18 protein-coding genes are annotated in these 17,925 nt (G+C 63.7%); 17 read left to right on the forward strand and 1 reads right to left on the reverse strand.

Annotated features, from left to right (window positions below; translation table 11 throughout):
• Positions 1-4 precede the first annotated feature (4 nt).
• On the reverse strand, positions 5-1,117 hold the full coding sequence (locus CLV89_RS11770; RefSeq protein WP_106163938.1) for a CaiB/BaiF CoA transferase family protein: 1,113 nt from the start codon (positions 1,115-1,117) through the stop codon (positions 5-7).
• 468 nt (positions 1,118-1,585) lie between these two features.
• Between CLV89_RS11770 and CLV89_RS11775 the strand changes: the two genes are divergently transcribed.
• The 17 genes from CLV89_RS11775 to CLV89_RS11855 all read left to right on the forward strand — a co-directional run bounded on the left by CLV89_RS11775 (position 1,586) and on the right by CLV89_RS11855 (position 17,923).
• Entirely contained in the window at positions 1,586-2,380 is a 795-nt protein-coding gene (locus CLV89_RS11775; RefSeq protein WP_207796917.1) for an urease accessory protein UreD, read from the forward strand.
• Between the two features lie 4 nt (positions 2,381-2,384).
• On the forward strand, positions 2,385-2,687 hold the full coding sequence (locus CLV89_RS11780; protein WP_106163859.1) for an urease subunit gamma: 303 nt from the start codon (positions 2,385-2,387) through the stop codon (positions 2,685-2,687).
• A gap of 25 nt (positions 2,688-2,712) precedes the next feature.
• Positions 2,713-2,880 carry a hypothetical protein gene (locus CLV89_RS22630; RefSeq protein WP_165798122.1) on the forward strand — a complete coding sequence of 56 codons (168 nt, stop codon included), beginning with the start codon at positions 2,713-2,715 and terminating at the stop codon, positions 2,878-2,880.
• Entirely contained in the window at positions 2,877-3,182 is a 306-nt protein-coding gene (locus tag CLV89_RS11785; RefSeq protein ID WP_106163860.1) for an urease subunit beta, read from the forward strand. Before CLV89_RS22630 ends, CLV89_RS11785 begins: the two co-directional genes overlap by 4 nt.
• A gap of 460 nt (positions 3,183-3,642) precedes the next feature.
• On the forward strand, positions 3,643-5,355 hold the full coding sequence (ureC, locus tag CLV89_RS11795; RefSeq protein WP_106163862.1) for an urease subunit alpha: 1,713 nt from the start codon (positions 3,643-3,645) through the stop codon (positions 5,353-5,355).
• A 33-nt stretch (positions 5,356-5,388) separates the two neighbouring features.
• Complete coding sequence (locus CLV89_RS11800) at positions 5,389-6,003, forward strand: hypothetical protein (RefSeq protein ID WP_106163863.1); 615 nt, start codon at positions 5,389-5,391, stop codon at positions 6,001-6,003.
• A gap of 138 nt (positions 6,004-6,141) precedes the next feature.
• Positions 6,142-6,369 (forward strand): DUF1127 domain-containing protein, encoded by a 228-nt coding sequence (locus tag CLV89_RS11805; RefSeq protein WP_106163864.1) that lies wholly within the window; start codon positions 6,142-6,144, stop codon positions 6,367-6,369.
• A gap of 49 nt (positions 6,370-6,418) precedes the next feature.
• Entirely contained in the window at positions 6,419-6,943 is a 525-nt protein-coding gene (gene ureE / locus CLV89_RS11810) for an urease accessory protein UreE (protein WP_106163865.1), read from the forward strand.
• A gap of 1 nt (position 6,944) precedes the next feature.
• Positions 6,945-7,589: an urease accessory protein UreF gene (locus tag CLV89_RS11815; protein WP_106163866.1), complete on the forward strand. Its 645-nt coding sequence runs from the start codon at positions 6,945-6,947 to the stop codon at positions 7,587-7,589.
• The gene (gene ureG / locus CLV89_RS11820; protein ID WP_106163867.1) at positions 7,586-8,227 is read left to right on the forward strand and encodes an urease accessory protein UreG; all 642 of its coding nucleotides are present in this window, start codon (positions 7,586-7,588) and stop codon (positions 8,225-8,227) included. The genes CLV89_RS11815 and ureG overlap by 4 nt, the downstream gene beginning before the upstream one ends.
• Positions 8,228-8,854: 627 nt before the next feature.
• On the forward strand, positions 8,855-10,465 hold the full coding sequence (gene pgi, locus CLV89_RS11825) for a glucose-6-phosphate isomerase (protein WP_106163868.1): 1,611 nt from the start codon (positions 8,855-8,857) through the stop codon (positions 10,463-10,465).
• A 30-nt stretch (positions 10,466-10,495) separates the two neighbouring features.
• Positions 10,496-11,947 carry a glucose-6-phosphate dehydrogenase gene (zwf, locus tag CLV89_RS11830; RefSeq protein ID WP_106163869.1) on the forward strand — a complete coding sequence of 484 codons (1,452 nt, stop codon included), beginning with the start codon at positions 10,496-10,498 and terminating at the stop codon, positions 11,945-11,947.
• A gap of 47 nt (positions 11,948-11,994) precedes the next feature.
• The gene (gene edd / locus CLV89_RS11835) at positions 11,995-13,806 is read left to right on the forward strand and encodes a phosphogluconate dehydratase (RefSeq protein WP_106163870.1); all 1,812 of its coding nucleotides are present in this window, start codon (positions 11,995-11,997) and stop codon (positions 13,804-13,806) included.
• A gap of 3 nt (positions 13,807-13,809) precedes the next feature.
• Positions 13,810-14,460 carry a bifunctional 4-hydroxy-2-oxoglutarate aldolase/2-dehydro-3-deoxy-phosphogluconate aldolase gene (gene eda, locus CLV89_RS11840; protein WP_106163871.1) on the forward strand — a complete coding sequence of 217 codons (651 nt, stop codon included), beginning with the start codon at positions 13,810-13,812 and terminating at the stop codon, positions 14,458-14,460.
• 342 nt (positions 14,461-14,802) lie between these two features.
• Entirely contained in the window at positions 14,803-15,777 is a 975-nt protein-coding gene (locus CLV89_RS11845; protein WP_106163872.1) for an alpha/beta hydrolase family protein, read from the forward strand.
• Positions 15,778-16,085: 308 nt separating this feature from the next.
• Positions 16,086-17,117, forward strand: a complete 1,032-nt coding sequence (locus tag CLV89_RS11850; RefSeq protein WP_165798123.1) for an AraC family transcriptional regulator — start codon at positions 16,086-16,088, stop codon at positions 17,115-17,117.
• A 341-nt stretch (positions 17,118-17,458) separates the two neighbouring features.
• Positions 17,459-17,923, forward strand: coding sequence for a (2Fe-2S)-binding protein (locus CLV89_RS11855; RefSeq protein WP_106163874.1), 465 nt, complete (start codon positions 17,459-17,461; stop codon positions 17,921-17,923).
• Positions 17,924-17,925: the final 2 nt, after the last annotated feature.

Genomic DNA, 17,925 nt, shown 5'->3' on the forward strand with positions numbered 1-17,925 from the left:
GCACCTAGTCTGCGTCGCGCGGCAATACCGGCGCGGAGCGCTCAAGCGCCAGCTCCGCATCCGAGAACACCCATGGGCCGCGCACGCCGGGCACGCCTTCGGGGGCGATCTGCATGCCGCGATGCTGGATCTGCGCGTCCTCAAAGGCCTGACCAATGGTGTTGATCGGCCCGGCTGGCACCGTGGCCTGTTCCAGCGCGGCCAGCAGATCCGCTTGGCCCCACTGCGCCAGCGCCGCCGCCAGAACCGGCGTCAGGTCGCCCCGGTTGGCCACCCGCAGCTGATTGCTCGCAAAGCGCGGATCGCCCTTCATTGAACCGAGGTTCAGCACATCGCAGAGCCGGGTGAACTGCCCGTCATTGCCCACCGCCAGGATCACATGGCCATCTCGCACCGCCATCACCTGATAGGGCGCGATATTGGGGTGTTCATTGCCCATGCGGCTGGGGCTCTCCCCCGTCGCGAGGTAGTTCATGTTCTGGTTCGCCAGCATCGCCGTGGCGCAATCCAAGAGCGACATATCGATATGCTGCCCACGCCCAGTCCGATGGCGCTGCTCCACCGCTGCCAGGATGCCGATGCTGCCATATAGCCCGGTGACCACATCGGTGATCGCGACGCCCACTTTCTGCGGTTCACCGTCGGCGGCGCCGGTGACCGACATCAGCCCCGACATGCCCTGCAACAAGAAATCATAGCCCGCCCGCGTTGCATAAGGTCCGTCCTGACCGAACCCCGTGACCGAACAATAGATCAGCCGCGGATTGATCTCCTGTAGGCTGGCGTAGTCCAGTCCGTATTTTGCCAGCCCGCCCACCTTGAAATTCTCGATCAGGATATCGGCATCCTGCACCAGCGCGCGCACCGTCGCCTGCCCCTCGGGGGTGCGAAAATCAGCCGTCACGCAGCTTTTGCCCCGGTTCGCGGCATAATAATAGGCGGCGGTGCTGTCGCCATCACGCTCGATGAAGGGCGGCCCCCAGCGGCGGGTGTCATCGCCCTCCGGGCTTTCCACCTTCACCACATCTGCACCCAGATCCGCCAGCGCCTGCCCGATCCAAGGGCCGGCGAGAATACGGGCGAGTTCCACCACCTTGAGGCCTTGAAGCGGGGTCATGAGCGCCATCCTTTGCATGTTAAACACTTGTTTTGCCTTGCATAGCCGACACCGACACCAAAGGCCAAGCCTTGCCGCACGCGACATAAGGGCCGAGGCCGTGTCAAACGCAGCCCCTTTCTACGCCATCCGAACACACATGCATGTCATTGCAGCGCCGCATGGCTTGGAGAGGGCCGCGCGAGCATTGCCAGACTCTTCGGCTGCTTAATTCTTAAGCAGGCTTTGCGCAGATCGCCGCAAAATGCGCCACACGCCCGCCCCCACATCACAAGTTTGCGGACTTAAATGGCAGTTTCGCAACCAGACTGGGAAAAAACAGTCACGGAGTTTGGGCCTCGGCGCAGCGTGCGCGGGCCGCCACACCGGGGGAGGCGCGCGATTACTCACATCGCTCATATCAGTACGCAGGGCGCGCAGCAGGCCGCATTGGCGACGGCGGATCAGCCGCGCGCTGTGGGTCGTGCGATGGTCTCATCCAAGCGCCGCGCCGATGGGTGCAACGCACTGGATGGGCTGCGCCAATCCGGCGCGCTGAAGCTGCTGTTCCCGCAGGGCCGCCCGCCGGTGGAGGCGGTGATGGTCAATACCGCTGGCGGCATCACCGGCGGCGACCGCTTTGCCGTTGCGGCGACCGCTGGTCCGGACAGTCAGCTCACCCTGACCACACAGGCAGCAGAACGCGTCTACCGCGCGCAGCCGGATCAGACCGGCGAGATGGTCACCACGCTTGAAGTTGCAGGTGGCGCACGATTGAATTGGCTGCCGCAGGAGACGATCCTGTTTCAGACCAGCAGCTATCGTCGGTCCCTGCGCGCGGATCTGGCCGCCGATGCGCGGTTGTTGCTGGTGGAACCCCTCGTGCTGGGCCGTGCCGCCATGGGAGAGCAGCTGACCGCAGCGCAGTTTTACGATCGTATCGAGATCTTTCGGGCCGGTCGGCGGGTCTATCATGACGCGATCCGCTTGCACGGCGACATTGCAGCCCAGATGGCCCGCCCTGGTCTTGCCGGAGTCCTGTCGGCCCCTTGCGGCGCGATGGCCACATTGGTTCTGGCCGCACCGGAGGCCGAGGCGGCGCTGGACTGGATCCGCGGCGCCCTGCCCGCTGGCGGCACCGCCCTTGGGGGCGCCTCCCTGCTGGCCGCCGACCTTCTTCACCTCCGGCTTCTGGCGACCGACAGCTTTGTCCTGCGCCAGAGCCTTCTGCCCATTCTCGACCGGCTGACCAATGGCGGTCTGCCGCGCTGCTGGAGACTTTGACGCGATGAACCTGACCCCGAGAGAGAAAGACAAACTGCTGGTCGCCATGGCCGCCGAGGTGGCCCGCAAACGGCTGGCGCGCGGCGTCAAGCTCAACCACCCGGAGGCGATCGCGCTGATCACCGACGCGGTGGTCGAAGGCGCCCGCGATGGCCGCTCGGTGGCAGAGATGATGCAGGCGGGCGCCGAGGTTATCACCCGCGATCACTGCATGGCGGGCGTGCCCGAGATGATCCACGAGGTGCAGGTCGAGGCCACCTTTCCCGATGGCACCAAGCTGGTGACCGTCCACAATCCCATTCGCTGACATGATAATCTGGAGACCCAAACCTATGAAACACCTGCCCGCTCTGACACTCGCCCTGATGATCGCTGCCGGACCGGCATTGGCCCATGGCGGCGCGCATATCCATCCGCATGGGGCAGAGGTCTGGATCGCCCTCGCGGTGGTTGCGGTGATCGTGGTGGGCTGCATCAAACTGATGCGGGGGCGCAAATGATCCCCGGCGAGATGTTCCCGGCCCCCGGTGATCTGGTCCTGAACGCCGACGCCGAGGTGATCACGGTGATGGTTTCCAACACCGGCGACCGGCCGGTGCAGGTGGGCAGCCACTATCACTTTGCCGAAACCAACCCGGCGCTGGACTTTGACCGGGCGGCGACCCACGGCCTGCGTCTGGACATCGCCGCTGGAACCGCTGTGCGGTTCGAACCCGGTCAGCGCCGCGAAGTGCAACTGATACCGATTGGTGGTGCGCGCCGGATCTATGGCTTCAACCAGCAGGTGATGGGGGATCTGTGATGGAGATGCTGAGGGCCGCGACCGAGCCTGGGTGGGCGCTGCTGCCATCTATCAGGACTGCGCCCTCACGCCCCGGAGCACCGATCTCGCCTACCTCAACGATGCCAACGCGCCCTCCCGGGGGGAGGGTCGGGCGCGGCCCGGCCTGTCGTCCGGGCGGGTCATTTCGAGATCACGACCTAACGACCTGCCGCTGTAAGCAGAATCAGAAAAAACTGAACATAAACATTTTGTTCGTCGGGAATGACGTCAGCAAGGATAATGCAACACAGTACCATTTGGATGATCTTCGAGAGTTTCATGGAGAGGCGCTCCTTGATGAAGGGCGAGCCGCAGCGGCTCAGGAGCCTCCCAATCTTCACACATCACAACCTTCCCAAATGCACGAGACGCCGAACACCCAGTATTCCGCCGTGCATTGACAAGAAAAATATCGATTAAACAGCAGGATAAACCCGACATGCCCGCCAAAATCTCCCGCGCCGATTATGCCGCCATGTATGGCCCCACAACCGGCGACCGTCTGCGCCTGGCCGATACCGACCTGATCGTTGAAGTGGAGCGCGACCTCACCGGCCCCTATGGGGAGGAAGTGAAATTCGGCGGGGGCAAGGTGATCCGTGACGGCATGGGACAGTCTCAGGCCACCCGCGCCGCGGGGGCTGTGGATACCGTCATCACCAATGCGCTGATCCTTGATTGGACCGGGATCTACAAGGCGGATGTCGGCCTGCGGGATGGCCGCATCCAGGCGATCGGCAAGGCAGGCAACCCCGACACGCAACCGGGTATCGACATCATCGTCGGCCCCGGCACCGAGGTGATCGCCGGCGAAGGGCGCATCCTGACCGCGGGCGGCTTTGACAGCCACATCCACTACATCTGCCCGCAACAGATCGAGGACGCGCTGCACTCGGGCCTCACCACCATGCTGGGCGGAGGCACCGGGCCAGCCCATGGCACTTTGGCTACCACCTGTACCCCCGGTGCCTGGCACCTTGGTCGCATGATGCAGGCGGCGGATGCCTTTCCGATGAACCTGGCCTTTGCGGGCAAGGGAAATGCCTCGCTGCCGGCGGCGCTGGAGGAACAAGTCAACGCCGGCGCCTGCGCGCTGAAACTGCACGAGGATTGGGGCACCACCCCCGCCGCCATCGACTGCTGCCTGAACGTTGCCGACGCGATGGATGTGCAGGTGATGATCCACACCGATACATTGAACGAGAGCGGCTTTGTCGAGCACACCGTCAAGGCTATGAAAGGCCGCACCATCCACGCCTTTCACACCGAGGGCGCGGGCGGCGGCCATGCGCCAGACATCATCAAGATCTGCGGCGAGGAACATGTGCTGCCGTCCTCGACCAACCCGACCCGGCCCTTCACGGTCAACACGCTGGAAGAACACCTCGACATGCTGATGGTCTGTCACCATCTGGACAAGTCGATCCCCGAGGACGTGGCCTTTGCCGAAAGCCGCATCCGGCGCGAAACCATCGCGGCCGAGGATATCCTGCACGACATGGGGGCATTTTCGATCATCGCATCGGACAGCCAGGCCATGGGGCGCGTTGGCGAGGTAATCATCCGCACCTGGCAGACCGCCGACAAGATGAAGAAACAACGCGGACGACTGAGCGATGAAACCGGCGAGAACGACAACTTTCGCGTCCGTCGCTATGTGGCGAAATACACCATCAACCCGGCCATCGCCCATGGCATCGCCCATGAGATCGGATCGATCGAGGTTGGCAAACGCGCCGATCTGGTGCTGTGGAACCCGGCGTTCTTTGGCGTGAAGCCGGAAATGGTGCTGATGGGCGGCAGCATTGTCTGCGCCCAGATGGGTGACCCCAACGCCTCCATTCCGACGCCGCAGCCGGTCTACTCACGGCCCATGTGGGGCGCCTATGGCCGCTCGGTCGAACACTCCGCTGTGACCTTCGTCTCCGAGGCCGCGCAGGCGGCGGGTATCGGCAAATCGCTGGGGCTGGCGAAACAGACACTGGCGGTGAAGGGCACGCGCGGCATTGGTAAATCGGCGCTGAAGCTCAATGACGCGACACCGCATATAGAAGTGCATCCGGAGACCTACGAGGTGCGCGCCGACGGCGAACTGCTGACCTGCCAACCGGCGGCAGAGCTGCCGATGGCCCAGAGATATTTCCTGTTTTAAGGTGACGACGCATTTAACTAGAGGATCCTGCCCATGTCCCGTCTGCCCGCCCTTGTCGCATCGCTGATGCTGCCCCTGCCGCTGTGGGCAGAGATCTGTCCCGTTGCCGCAGATCTGACCACCGGAGGTATCGCCTTTGATGTCAACGGGATCGACATCGAGATCTTTCGCCAGAAACGCCCTGGCCTGATCGAAAGCTTTTACGCCTATGAGGGCGATCCAGGGAACGGCACTCGGGCAATGCTGGCGCAGGGTCTGTATGTGCTGGAACTGGTGGACCTGGAAAACGGCGACATCACTCCCGACAGCCGGGGCGTCTACAGTTTCCCGGTTGCCCCGTCCCAACTCCCGCTACCTGACCTCGAGACCTCACCCGGCACCGAATGGACCTTTACCGTTGCTCATAACTTCAGCGGTGACCTTGGAAGTGAAACGCAGGTCAATACGGTCATGCCGAAGGAGGAAAAAAGCTATGGCGACTGTGCCTATCCGATGGTTCCCATCCAGATGCGTTACACCACCGATACCGGAGAAGAGATCGAAATGCTGCATTTCCTGCCGGACCTCGGGATCTCTTACCTTGCCAGCGTAGCGTATGACGGCGGCGAGGATATTTATGACTATCAAACCATCAGGGCATTGAAATAATGCGAGTTTTTTCAGCAACCTCAACAGCCTTGCCTTTGACGCATGACGGGAATGCGTCAGAACTACTAACCTATTTGCTGCAACGCAGCTATGTTGAAGCCACGGGAGCCACAGTCTTGAACACAGGAGCAATTCCCAATGGCATACGCAACGAACGCACAAGCAAACAACAGCTTCAATCCGCTGGCACTGATCGCCGGTTTCTTCCGCGCCATCGGCAACGGTCTGGTGCACATCGCGGAATCGAACCACCGCGTGAACCGTGCGCGCACGCTGATGGCGCTGTCGGACGAAGAGCTGGCACAGCGCGGCATGAAACGCGACGATGTGGTGAAACACGTCTTTGGCGACATCATGTATATCTGAGCCACCGCGCGCTCGACTGTACTGAAAATATCCGCCTGGGGGGCCGCACATGAGCGCCCCCCGGCTGACCGCCCGCCGCTACCATGGCCACGCCCATGACCCGAGCCCGTGCGACAGCGTCGTGCTCGACTATGACGCCCGCTTTCTGCGCCGCAAGGTCCTGACCTGCGCAAGCGGAGCGCGGCTGCTGGTGGACCTTCCACAGACAACCTCGCTCGACCACGGTGGCGTATTGCTGCTGGAGGATGGCGGCGAGGTGCGTGTGGTCGCAGCCCCGGAACCGCTTCTGGAAGTGACCGATGGTCACCTGCCACGCATTGCCTGGCATATCGGCAATCGCCACACCCCCTGCCAGATCGAGGACAACCGCCTGCTGATCCAGCGCGACCACGTGATCCGCGCCATGCTGGATCATCTGGGCGCCACCTGCCGCGCGGTCGAGGAACCCTTCACCCCCGAGGGCGGCGCCTATGGTCACGGGCGCACCCATGCGCATGAGCACGGCCATACCCACCACGATGGCGGCCATTCCCATGCGCACGATCACACGCATGACCACAGCCACGAGCACTGAGATGAGCAGCACGGCGACGCTTCTGCTGATGCAATGGCTCTCTCCGGCCTATCCGGTGGGCGCCTTTGCCTATTCCCACGGGCTGGAAACCGCCGTGGCCGACGGGCACGTCCAAGATGGCGCGGGGCTGAGCGACTGGCTTGCCGATCTGCTTTGCCATGGCGGCGCGCAATCGGATGCGGTTCTTCTGGCCTGCGCCTGGCGGGCGCAAACGGGCGAAGAGCTGGCAGAGATCGACGAAGTCGCCCGCGCCTTCTGCCCCTCGGCGGAGCGCCTGCGCGAAACCGACCTGCAGGGGGATGCCTTCTGCCGGACCACCGCCGGGATCTGGGGCGACGCCCTCCCCGCGCTCACCTACCCGGTGGCGGTGGGCCGCGCGGCGCAATTGCACGACATTCCGCTGGAGCCCACGTTGCAGATGTATCTGCAGGCTTTTGTGTCCAATCTCATCGCGGCGGGCCAACGCCTGCTGGCGCTTGGCCAGCAGGAGGCGCAACATCGCCTCGCCGCGCTCACGCCTTTGCTGCAGGACACCGCTGCATCTGCCTTTGCCGCGACGCGCGACGACCTGTTCGGGGCAAGCTTTGCCGCCGATATCGCCTCCATGCGCCACGAAACCCAATATTCGAGGATCTTTCGCTCATGAGCACTCCAAACGGCCCCCTGCGCGTGGGCATCGGCGGCCCGGTCGGCGCTGGCAAGACCACGCTCACCGCGCAACTCGCCCGCGCACTAAAGGATCACCACTCCATCGGCGTCATCACCAATGACATCTACACGCAGGAGGATGCGGAGGCGCTGATGCGCCAGCAGATCCTGCCGCAGGACCGGGTGATCGGGGTGGAGACCGGCGGCTGCCCCCACACCGCAATTCGCGAGGATGCCTCGATCAATCTTGCCGCCGTGGCGGAAATGCAAAACCGCCACCCGGAGATCGAGATTGTGCTCATCGAGTCGGGCGGCGACAATCTGTCGGCCACGTTCTCACCGGAACTGGCGGATCTGACGCTCTATGTGATCGACGTGGCGGCTGGCGAGGAAATCCCGCGCAAGGGTGGCCCCGCCATCACGCGCTCCGACCTGCTGATCATCAACAAGACCGATCTTGCGCCCCACGTTGGCGCGTCCCTCGAGGTGATGGAACGCGATGCCACCCGCATGCGCCGGGGGCTGCCCTTTGTCTTTGCCGCCATGCGTCATGGCGAGGGGGTGCAGGAGGTGATCCGGCACCTGTGCGAGATCGGCGGTCTCGACTCACCCGCCGCTCTGACTGAGCGCAATTGAACACAGGCGCTGCGCTGACGGCCCTCTCCCAATGGGCCCAAACACGAGTGTGCCCGAGGCCATCAGACCGTCGGGCACATGAGATATCGTCTTTGTATTCGGATGTCCGGCTGCCAAAACGCTGCGCCCCCGAGCGTCAGTCGCTGCGAACCATGGCATAATCAGCAGAGGTTCCGGACGTGCAGTGAATGCCCTCGGCATAGACCTTCGTCAGAGAGACGCCTGCAACAAGGGCGGCCAAAGAAATTGTTTTAATGTGTTGAATCATATCCGTACCCTCCGGCAATCGGGACTGGGAATGTGCCCCATTGATCCGACGCTAGCAGCGGATCTACGCCGGAAATATGAACCGCTTCACACAAGGGCGTAAAAATCTCTGATCCACCTTGGTCCGTTTTCCGCTCCGTGCCATACAGGGGGCCGACGCACGCGTCAGGGCAGCGGTCGAACAAGGGCAGGACAACAGCAATCCCCTTCAACACCAAACCCTTTACGACATTGATATGAAATTTGAGAATTAGAACTGGAATTGTTAGCGCTAACTTGGCATATAGGCCGCGAGACTGGATCTCTCGCGCCGTGCCGCGTCGCGCGGACCCCCAACGAGACCCCTGAGGAGCTGATCCGATGAGCGATATCTGGCAGACACTCGCCGACCACCGCGCCGCCACCAAAGACACCCCGCTGGCCGCCCTGTTCGATCAGGACGCGCAGCGATTCACCGGCTTCTCGGCCGAGGCGGACGGGTTGTTGATGGATTATTCCAAGACCGCCCTGGACGGCACTGCCCGCGACCTGTTGCTAGAGCTGGCGCATCGCTGCGACCTGCAGGGCAAGATCGACGCGATGATGTCGGGCGCAAAGATCAACACCACCGAGGGCCGCGCGGTGCTGCACACCGCCCTGCGCGCCCCCGCCGATGCGGTGATCGAGGTGGACGGTGAAAACGTGGTGCCCGGCATTCATGAGGTGCTGACCCGCATGGGCGGCTTTGCCACCGCCCTGCGCGATGGCAGCTACAGCACCAAATCCGGCGCGGCCTTCACAGATGTGGTCAACATCGGCATCGGCGGCTCCGATCTGGGTCCGGTGATGGCGACGCTGGCGCTGGCACCCTACCATGACGGCCCGGCCTGCCATTTTGTCTCCAACGTGGATGGCGCCCATATCCATGATGTGCTGGCGGGCCTGAACCCAGAAACCACGCTGATCGTGATCGCCTCCAAGACCTTCACCACCATCGAGACGATGACCAACGCGCAGACCGCGATCACCTGGCTGCAGGCCAGCCTGGGCGAGGATGTCTCCGGCCATCTTGCCGCCGTCTCCACCGCGATGGACAAGACAGCCGCCATGGGCATCCCCGACGCCCGGGTGTTTGGCTTTGCCGATTGGGTCGGCGGGCGCTATTCGCTCTGGGGCCCGATCGGCCTGCCGATCATGATCGCTGTGGGGCCGGAGAACTTCCGCGCATTCCTTGATGGCGCGGCGGCGATGGACGCCCATTTCCGCGCCGCACCGCTGGCGGAGAACCTGCCTGCCCTGCTCGGCCTTATCGGCATCTGGCACAACAACATCTGCGGCTATGGCTCGCGCGCGGTGCTGCCCTATGATCAGCGATTGGCGCGCCTGCCCGCCTATCTGCAACAGCTCGACATGGAATCAAACGGCAAATCCGTTGACCTCGACGGCGCCCCCTTACCCCGCGCCTCCGGCCCGGTGGTCTGGGGCGAGCCGGGCACCAATGGCCAGCATGCGTTCTATCAGCTGCTGCATCAGGGCACCCAGGTGGTGCCCACCGAGTTCCTCATCGCCGCCACCGGCCACGAGCCGGATCTGGCCCATCAGCACAACCTCCTGAAAGCCAATTGCCTCGCCCAATCCGAGGCCCTGATGCTGGGTCGCTCCTATGAGGAGGCCCACAGCATCGCCGAAGGCCGCGGCTTTACCGGTGCCGAGGCGGAGCGGATGGCAGGTCATCTGTCCTTCCCCGGCAACCGCCCCTCGATCACCCTCGCCTACCCCAAACTCACGCCATTCGTGTTTGGCCAGATCGTCGCGCTATATGAACACCGTGTGTTCACCGAAGGCGCCATCTGGGGCATCAACTCCTTTGACCAATGGGGCGTCGAACTGGGCAAGGAGCTGGCCACCCGTCTGCTGCCCATGGTCGAGGGCGAAGATGCCTCGGCCAAGGACGCCTCCACCCGCGGCCTACTGGCCAAGCTCGCGACCTGAGCCCACCCGCCAACCAAGAGGACGACATTCATGGTATCCCGCGTCATCCCCGTAGACAGTTTCGACTTTGTCCTGTTCGGCGCCACCGGCGACCTGGCACGGCGCAAGATCCTGCCCAGCCTGTTCCACCGCTTCCAGATTGGCCAGTTCGACGAGGCCAGCCGCATCATCGGCGCGTCACGCTCCAAGATGGATCAGGGCGAATTCCAGACGCTCGTGGGCGACGCGCTGAAGGAATTCGGCGACATCCCCGCCGATGCGGAGCCGGATGTGGAACGGTTCCTGGCGCTGCTGGACTATGCCTCGGTGGATGCCAAGGGCGATGGCGGCTGGTCCGACCTCGGCGCAAAGCTGCGCGACGGCGTGGTGCGGGCCTTCTACCTTTCAGTGGCGCCCTCGCTGTTTGGTGACATCGCCGGACGGCTGAAGGCCACAGGTGTTGCCGATGACGACAGCCGCATCGTGGTGGAAAAACCCTTTGGACATGACCTCGCCTCGGCGCAGGCGCTGAATGCCGCCCTGCGCGAGCATTTCGAGGAAAGCCAGATCTACCGGATCGATCATTACCTGGGCAAAGAAACGGTGCAGAACCTGATGGCGCTGCGCTTTGCCAACTCGCTGTTTGAACCGCAGTGGAACTCGCATCACATCGACCACGTGCAGATCACCGTCTCCGAAAGCATCTCGGTGGCGGGGCGTGGTGAATACTACGACAAATCCGGTGCCATGCGGGACATGGTGCAGAACCACCTGATGCAGCTTCTGTGCCTGACCGCGATGGAGCCGCCCTCGACCTTTGAACCCAACGCCGTGCGCAACGAGAAGCTCAAGGTCATCGAGAGCCTTGAGGCCACGCCGATGGACAATATCGTGCGCGGCCAGTACCGCGCCAAGGCGGGCGATGACAGCTATCGCGATCATGCGGGTGATGCCGCCAGCCGCACCGAGAGCTTTGTCGCGATGAAGGTCGAGGTGGCCAACTGGCGGTGGGCGGGCACGCCCTTCTACCTGCGCACCGGCAAATGCCTGCGCGAGCGGGTGTCGGAGATCGCGGTCTATTTCCGCAAGCCGCCGCACAACATCTTTGGCGAGGACAACGCCATTGATGGCAATATGCTGGTCATTCGCCTGCAGCCGGACGAGGGCATCACGCTCAAGACCACCATCAAGGATCCCGGCCCCGGTGGCATGCGCCTGACCTCGGCGGATCTGGACATGACCTTTGCCGACAGCCTGCCCGAGGCGGGGCGCCCACAGGACGCTTATGAGCGGCTGATCATGGATGTGATCCGGGGCAACCAGACCCTGTTCATGCGCGGCGACGAGGTCGAGGCCGCCTGGGCCTGGGCCGATCCCATCGTCGGGGCCTGGGACAATTCCACCCGCGCGCCGCAACCCTACGATCAGGGCGGCTCCGGCCCCGAAGACGCGCTCCTGCTCCTGCATCGCGATGGCCGCCGCTGGCGTCCCATCGGCGCATGACCTCAGCTTTGACCCATCCCGTTTCGACACCATAAGGAGGCACGCCAATGTCGCTCCACGCTACACTCGCCGCCGTCACCGACCGGATTATTGAACGCAGCCGCCCCACCCGCGAGGCCTATCTGGCCCGGATGCGCGCCGCCGCCTCCAAAGGCCCCGCGCGCGCGCACCTCAGCTGCTCTGGTCAGGCCCACGCCTATGCCGCCACGGGCGAGGATCAGGACACGCTGGCCACCGGCAGCGGCGGTCACCTAGGTATCGTCACGGCCTATAACGACATGCTCTCGGCCCATCAGCCGTTTGAAACCTACCCGATGCTGATCCGCGAAGCCGTGCGCGAGGCGGGCGGCACCGCGCAGGTGGCGGGCGGCGTTCCGGCCATGTGCGACGGGATCACCCAGGGCGAGGCGGGTATGGAGCTGTCGCTCTTCTCCCGCGACAGCATCGCCATGTCGGTGGGCATCGCCCTCAGCCACAATGTCTTTGACGCCGCCGTCTTCCTCGGGGTCTGCGACAAGATCGTGCCGGGTCTGGTGATCGGCGCGCAGGCCTTTGGCCATCTGCCCGCAGTGTTCCTGCCCGCCGGGCCGATGACCTCCGGCCTCTCAAACGATGAAAAGGCCCAGATCCGCCAGAAATTCGCCAAGGGCGAGATTGGCCGGGATGAGCTGCTGAAAGCCGAAATGGCTGCTTACCACGGCCCCGGCACCTGTACGTTTTATGGCACCGCCAACACCAACCAGATGCTGATGGAGTTCATGGGGCTGCACCTGCCCGGCTCCTCCTTCATCAATCCCGGCACCGAGCTGCGCGATGCGCTGACCCGCGAAGGCGCCAAACGCGCGCTGTCGCTCTCGGCGCTTGGCAACGCCTATACGCCGACCTGCGACATCCTGGATGAGAAGGCTTTCGTGAACGGCATGGTCGGGCTGATGGCCACCGGCGGTTCCACTAACCTGCTGATCCACCTGATCGCCATGGCGCGCGCGGGCGGGATTATCCTCGATTGGCAGGATTTCTCCGAAATCTCCGACGTGGTGCCGCTGATTGCGCGGGTCTATCCCAACGGGCTGGCGGATGTGAACCACTTCCACGCCGCAGGTGGTCTGGGCTACATGATCGGTCAGCTGCTGGACGCGGGCTATCTGCACCCCGATACCAAAACTGTCGCGGGCGAAGGTCTCGGCGCCTATCTGATGGAGCCCTTCCTCGACGCGGGCGCACTGACATGGCGCAAGGGCAGCACCGAGACGCTGAATGACAAGATCGTCCGCCCGGCCTCCGATCCGTTCCAGCCCACCGGCGGGCTGTCGCGTCTCAGCGGCAACCTCGGCACCGGGGTGATGAAGATCTCCGCCGTCGCCGAGGAACACCGCGTGGTCGAAGCCCCGGTGCGGGTCTTTCACGATCAGGACGAGGCCAAGGCCGCCTTCAAGGCGGGCGAACTCAACGACGGCGATGTGGTCATCGTGGTCCGCTTCCAAGGCCCCAAGGCCAATGGCATGCCCGAGCTGCATTCCATGACGCCCTTCCTGTCGATCATGCAGGGCCGCGGCCAGAAGGTGGCGCTGGTCACCGACGGGCGCATGTCCGGCGCCTCCGGCAAGGTGCCCTCGGCGATCCATGTGGTACCCGAGGCGCTCGACGGCGGCCCCATCGCCAAACTGCAGGATGGCGATGTGGTGCGGGTGGATGCCCTCACCGGCGATCTGCAGGTGCTGAGCGAAGGGGTGCTGGACCGCCCCGCCGTCACCGCCGACCTGTCATCCTATCAGCACGGAACGGGCCGCGAACTCTTCGCCCTGTTCCGCAATTCCGTCACCTCCGCCGACACCGGCGCAACCGTATTTGGAGTCTGACCCATGGCCCTTACCCCGCAAGACGCCAGCAAACTGGCGCGCGAGATCTGTGCGCTGGCCCCCATCGTCCCCGTCCTGGTGGTGCATGACGTCGCCCACGCCCGCCCCCTCGCCGAGGCGCTGGTCGCCGGTGGCCTGCCCGCTCTGGAGGTGACCCTGCGCACCCCCGCAGCACTCGACGTGATCCGCGAGATGGCGCAGGTTGAGGGCGGTGTGGTCGGCGCCGGTACGCTGGTGACCCCTGCCGACGTGAGCGCCGCCGTGGCGGCGGGTGCCAAGTTCGGCGTCTCGCCCGGCTCCACTCCGCTGTTGCTGGATGCCGCACTGGCCGCCGATCTGCCGATGCTGCCGGGCGCTGCCACCGCATCTGAGGCCATGGCGCTGCTGGAGCGGGGCTATGACATGCTGAAGTTCTTCCCCGCCGAGGCCTCCGGTGGTGCCCCGGCGCTGAAGGCGATCGGCGCGCCGCTGCCGCAGATCTCTTTCTGCCCCACCGGCGGTGTCAGCCCGCAAAACGCCGACAGCTACCTGAGCCTGTCGAATGTGGTCTGCGCTGGCGGCAGCTGGGTTGCACCCGCCAAGCTGGTCGAGGCCGGCGACTGGAAGGCGATCGAGGAGCTGGCCCGTGAAGCCAGCCAGCTGCCGCGCGGCTGATAGCCGACTGACGCGAGGCTGACGGCGGGCCAAGGATCGCCGCCTGCATACAGCTCTGAAACGCCCGCTCTCTGAACCGAGAGCGGGCGTTTCGTCATTTGTCGCGCAGGTGCCGCATCACTCACTGCCAAACTATCCCGCGCCGATACGGCAACAACGACGCGGACTGACAGGCTTGGCCCGCGTTTCCATTTGCATCCCGGAGATTGCCGCCGGGCGGCTGACCAACGACGCAAACTGCCATCCGCACCGGCGTCAAGGAAAGCGGCTTGGCGGACAACCCTGTCATTGCCAGCCCGAGTGGAATCAGCTTCTATCCCGCTCAGTTTTGTGGAGATCCAAATGAAATTCATTCAGTCCTTTGCCATCGCACTTGTAGCGATCACGACACCTTTGCTTGCGGATGCCGCCCCCGGTTACACGCGCCTCAAAGACACAACTCTAAACGACCGCCCACTTACACTGTCAGTATGGTATCCCTCTGACGAGACGGCTTCGGCGAAGATCGGCGGCAATGCAGTTTTCGTCGGAACAGCCGCCTCAGTTGATGCTTCAACTCCCACCTCTCGACATCCGTTGATCATCGTATCTCATGGTGGTTTGCGCTCGGCTGTGGATACAGGCGCATGGCTCAGTGCGGCATTGGCACAGACCGGGTCTATCGTGGTCGAAGTAAACTCGCCGCGCCCCCAAAACGGACCCGCCGCGACCGGGGAAATCTGGCAGCGCCCCCAAGACATAACCCGTGCCTTGGACCATATGCTGAACAGCCCTGCCTGGGGCGATCACATTGATCAGACCGACATTTCTGCTGTTGGATTTGCATTGGGCGGCACGGCGGCGCTTCTGGTGGCAGGTCAGGCATTTAATGCCGATCACTATAGGCAATCCTGCGCGCGGAGAGACGCCGGAAATCCGGATTGCGACTGGTACGCGGGTCAGGGTGTTGATCTGTCCAAAACAGATGTGACCCCATTGGAACAACCCTTGAGCGACGCCCGCATCACCTCCGCTGTGGCGCTGGCCCCCGAATACTTGACCGCATTTGATCCAGATGCCTCTTCGGCAAACCCTGCGGTCCTTCTGATGTCATTTGGCAGCGAGGGGCTGTCGTCAAGAGCAGCAGGACAAAACGCCTCTGTTGTGTCTCTCGATGCCACAGCCCCGGACGCGTTTTCCGTTTGCACCAAAGCTGGGGCAGGCATTCTACGCGAGGATGGCGGTGACGACACATTATGCGCCGGACCGCAGGCAAACCGTTTGGCGAACCACAAAGCCATTGCCGCAAAGATCAGCGCCTTCCTTGGTGCGAAGTAGAAGCTGTGGGCCCGCCGGGATCCGACCCGCCGCGGGCTGCACGCTCTGCGCATGACCGCTTCGGACACAAGGGTTCGATGCGGTCACATCATGCCAGGCCATCCCCTGATGCCCTGGCAAACACGTCTCAGCCTTGACGGCACGCACGTGTGAACAGGCGCGAGCCTTGAATAAATCGTGCCAAGCCACCTGCAAATCGTGCCACTGCCGCGAATCCGCCGCCTCGCCCCTTGCACTGCGACGAAATGTGCCGATCTACTGGTATCCTTTCCCTGCCCCCACAGGCCAACCCGGAACATGAGGTCCCCATGGCGCAAGCAGAGCGTTTCCCCTTTGTCAAAACACTGAAAGGGTGTTGCGCCTTGCTGCAGGTGGAGCCGGAACAAATCATGCGCCGCGCCGGTCTACCGATTGAGATGCTGGCGCATGAGGAACGTGGTGTCTCGGGCCACCAGATATTTGCCCTCTGGGAGGCAACCTTTGCCGAAGCCGGATCGTTGGAGCGGGCGTTTTATCTGGCCAAGACGTCCGCGCGCACGCCGTTCAAACCAGCGCTTCTGGCGTTTTCCTGTAGCCCCGACGTGGTGACCGGGTTGGAGAGGCTCAACGTTTTCAAGCCGCTGGTCGCCCCGGTGCAGATCACCTGTGCCCGGATGGAGGGGCGCACCCGAGTGATCATCACCTCGACGCTGCCGGACTGTCCGATCCCGGCAGCAACGTCGGTCTTTGAGCTGGTGTTCTTCCTGGAGGTGATCCGCGCCTGCACGGCGCATCACGTGGTGCCGATCACGGTCACGCTTCCGGCCTCGGTGTTGGCGCTGGACCTTGATCTGGCGGATCTGGAAGCCGAGGTCGGCTGCCGGATCACCATGGGCGAAAGCCTCAGTTTTCTGCTGTCACCCGAGGACAGCACCCGCAGGCTGATTTCCGAGGCCACCGAGGTCTGGCCCGCCTTCGAAAAGGAGCTGCGCCGCCAGATGCTGGACTGGCGCGCCAGTCAACCGACCTCGGCGCGGGTGAAGTCGGCGCTGCTGGAACTGCTGCCCTCGGGCCATTCCACCGCAGATTCGGTCTGCCGTCAGGTGGTGATGTCGAAACGCACGCTTTACCGTCACCTCGCGCAGGAGGGCGTGACCTTCCAGTCGGTCCTTGACGAGACGCGCACCGAGCTGGCGCTGCACTACCTGCGCCAAGACGACATCAGCGTCGAGGAGATCTCCTATCTCCTGGCCTATAGCGACCCGAATTCATTCTACCGGGCCTTTCGCAACTGGACCGGGCTGACACCGCTGCAGGCCCGCGCCCGACTGGCCGCCGGCGATCTGATAACCTCTCTCTGAGGCCACCCGTATCGGCCCGTTTCACCAGACGACCGGGGGCTCTCCCGCCGGACGTCGCCTCATCACAGATGCAGCCACGTCGGTTGGGCCGGGCGGGGGCGCGGGCTCGCAGAGCCCGCGCCCCCGCTGGTCGCGTCAGGCAACGCCTGACGCGAAACCCCTCTGGCCACATCTGCATGAAGTTTGGCACCAATTGTTTTTGAACCCCTGGCACCGCCCCCTATCTATTGTCATGTCACCAGACGGCTGACCGGCCCCCAACCCGATCCGCCCACCTTGACCTGCAGGCACTGGCCCGCCGCACGCATGCGGGCCGCCACCCCAACAGGAGACCGCAAGCCATGAGCTTTACCCTCAAGATCAACGGCGAGACCAAGACCGTCGATGCCGAACCGGGCACCCCCCTACTCTGGGTGATCCGCGATGACCTCAAGATGACCGGAACCAAATTCGGCTGCGGCGTGGCCTCCTGCGGCGCCTGTACCGTGCATCTGGATGGCGAGCCGGTGCGCTCCTGCCAGACCTATGTCGATGACATCGAGAATGCCGAGATCACCACCATCGAAGCGATCCAGGACGACAAGATCGGCGCCGCTGTCCAACAGGCCTGGACCGAGCTTGACGTGGTGCAATGCGGCTATTGCCAGTCCGGCCAGATCATGTCCGCCGTCGGCCTGCTGCGCGAAACGCCCAAGCCCACCGCCGAAGACGTCGACAGCTACATGTGGGGCAACGCTTGCCGCTGCGCCACCTACCAACGCATCCGCGCCGCCGTGCTGCGCGCGTCCGAAATCATGGAGGCCTGAGA

The organism is Tritonibacter scottomollicae (assembly GCF_003003215.1).
Lineage (GTDB): Bacteria > Pseudomonadota > Alphaproteobacteria > Rhodobacterales > Rhodobacteraceae > Epibacterium > Epibacterium scottomollicae.

Coding starts and splice junctions, on each gene's coding strand:
- CLV89_RS11815 (WP_106163866.1), top strand. CDS start 6,945: ATGAGCAGCACGGCGACGCTTCTGCTGATGCAATGGCTCTCTCCGGCC.
- CLV89_RS11855 (WP_106163874.1), top strand. CDS start 17,459: ATGAGCTTTACCCTCAAGATCAACGGCGAGACCAAGACCGTCGATGCC.
- eda (WP_106163871.1), top strand. CDS start 13,810: ATGGCCCTTACCCCGCAAGACGCCAGCAAACTGGCGCGCGAGATCTGT.
- CLV89_RS11805 (WP_106163864.1), top strand. CDS start 6,142: ATGGCATACGCAACGAACGCACAAGCAAACAACAGCTTCAATCCGCTG.
- edd (WP_106163870.1), top strand. CDS start 11,995: ATGTCGCTCCACGCTACACTCGCCGCCGTCACCGACCGGATTATTGAA.
- CLV89_RS11770 (WP_106163938.1), bottom strand. CDS start 1,117: ATGACCCCGCTTCAAGGCCTCAAGGTGGTGGAACTCGCCCGTATTCTC.
- CLV89_RS11845 (WP_106163872.1), top strand. CDS start 14,803: ATGAAATTCATTCAGTCCTTTGCCATCGCACTTGTAGCGATCACGACA.
- ureC (WP_106163862.1), top strand. CDS start 3,643: ATGCCCGCCAAAATCTCCCGCGCCGATTATGCCGCCATGTATGGCCCC.
- zwf (WP_106163869.1), top strand. CDS start 10,496: ATGGTATCCCGCGTCATCCCCGTAGACAGTTTCGACTTTGTCCTGTTC.
- CLV89_RS11850 (WP_165798123.1), top strand. CDS start 16,086: ATGGCGCAAGCAGAGCGTTTCCCCTTTGTCAAAACACTGAAAGGGTGT.
- ureG (WP_106163867.1), top strand. CDS start 7,586: ATGAGCACTCCAAACGGCCCCCTGCGCGTGGGCATCGGCGGCCCGGTC.
- CLV89_RS11775 (WP_207796917.1), top strand. CDS start 1,586: ATGGTCTCATCCAAGCGCCGCGCCGATGGGTGCAACGCACTGGATGGG.
- CLV89_RS22630 (WP_165798122.1), top strand. CDS start 2,713: ATGAAACACCTGCCCGCTCTGACACTCGCCCTGATGATCGCTGCCGGA.
- CLV89_RS11785 (WP_106163860.1), top strand. CDS start 2,877: ATGATCCCCGGCGAGATGTTCCCGGCCCCCGGTGATCTGGTCCTGAAC.
- ureE (WP_106163865.1), top strand. CDS start 6,419: ATGAGCGCCCCCCGGCTGACCGCCCGCCGCTACCATGGCCACGCCCAT.
- CLV89_RS11800 (WP_106163863.1), top strand. CDS start 5,389: ATGTCCCGTCTGCCCGCCCTTGTCGCATCGCTGATGCTGCCCCTGCCG.
- CLV89_RS11780 (WP_106163859.1), top strand. CDS start 2,385: ATGAACCTGACCCCGAGAGAGAAAGACAAACTGCTGGTCGCCATGGCC.
- pgi (WP_106163868.1), top strand. CDS start 8,855: ATGAGCGATATCTGGCAGACACTCGCCGACCACCGCGCCGCCACCAAA.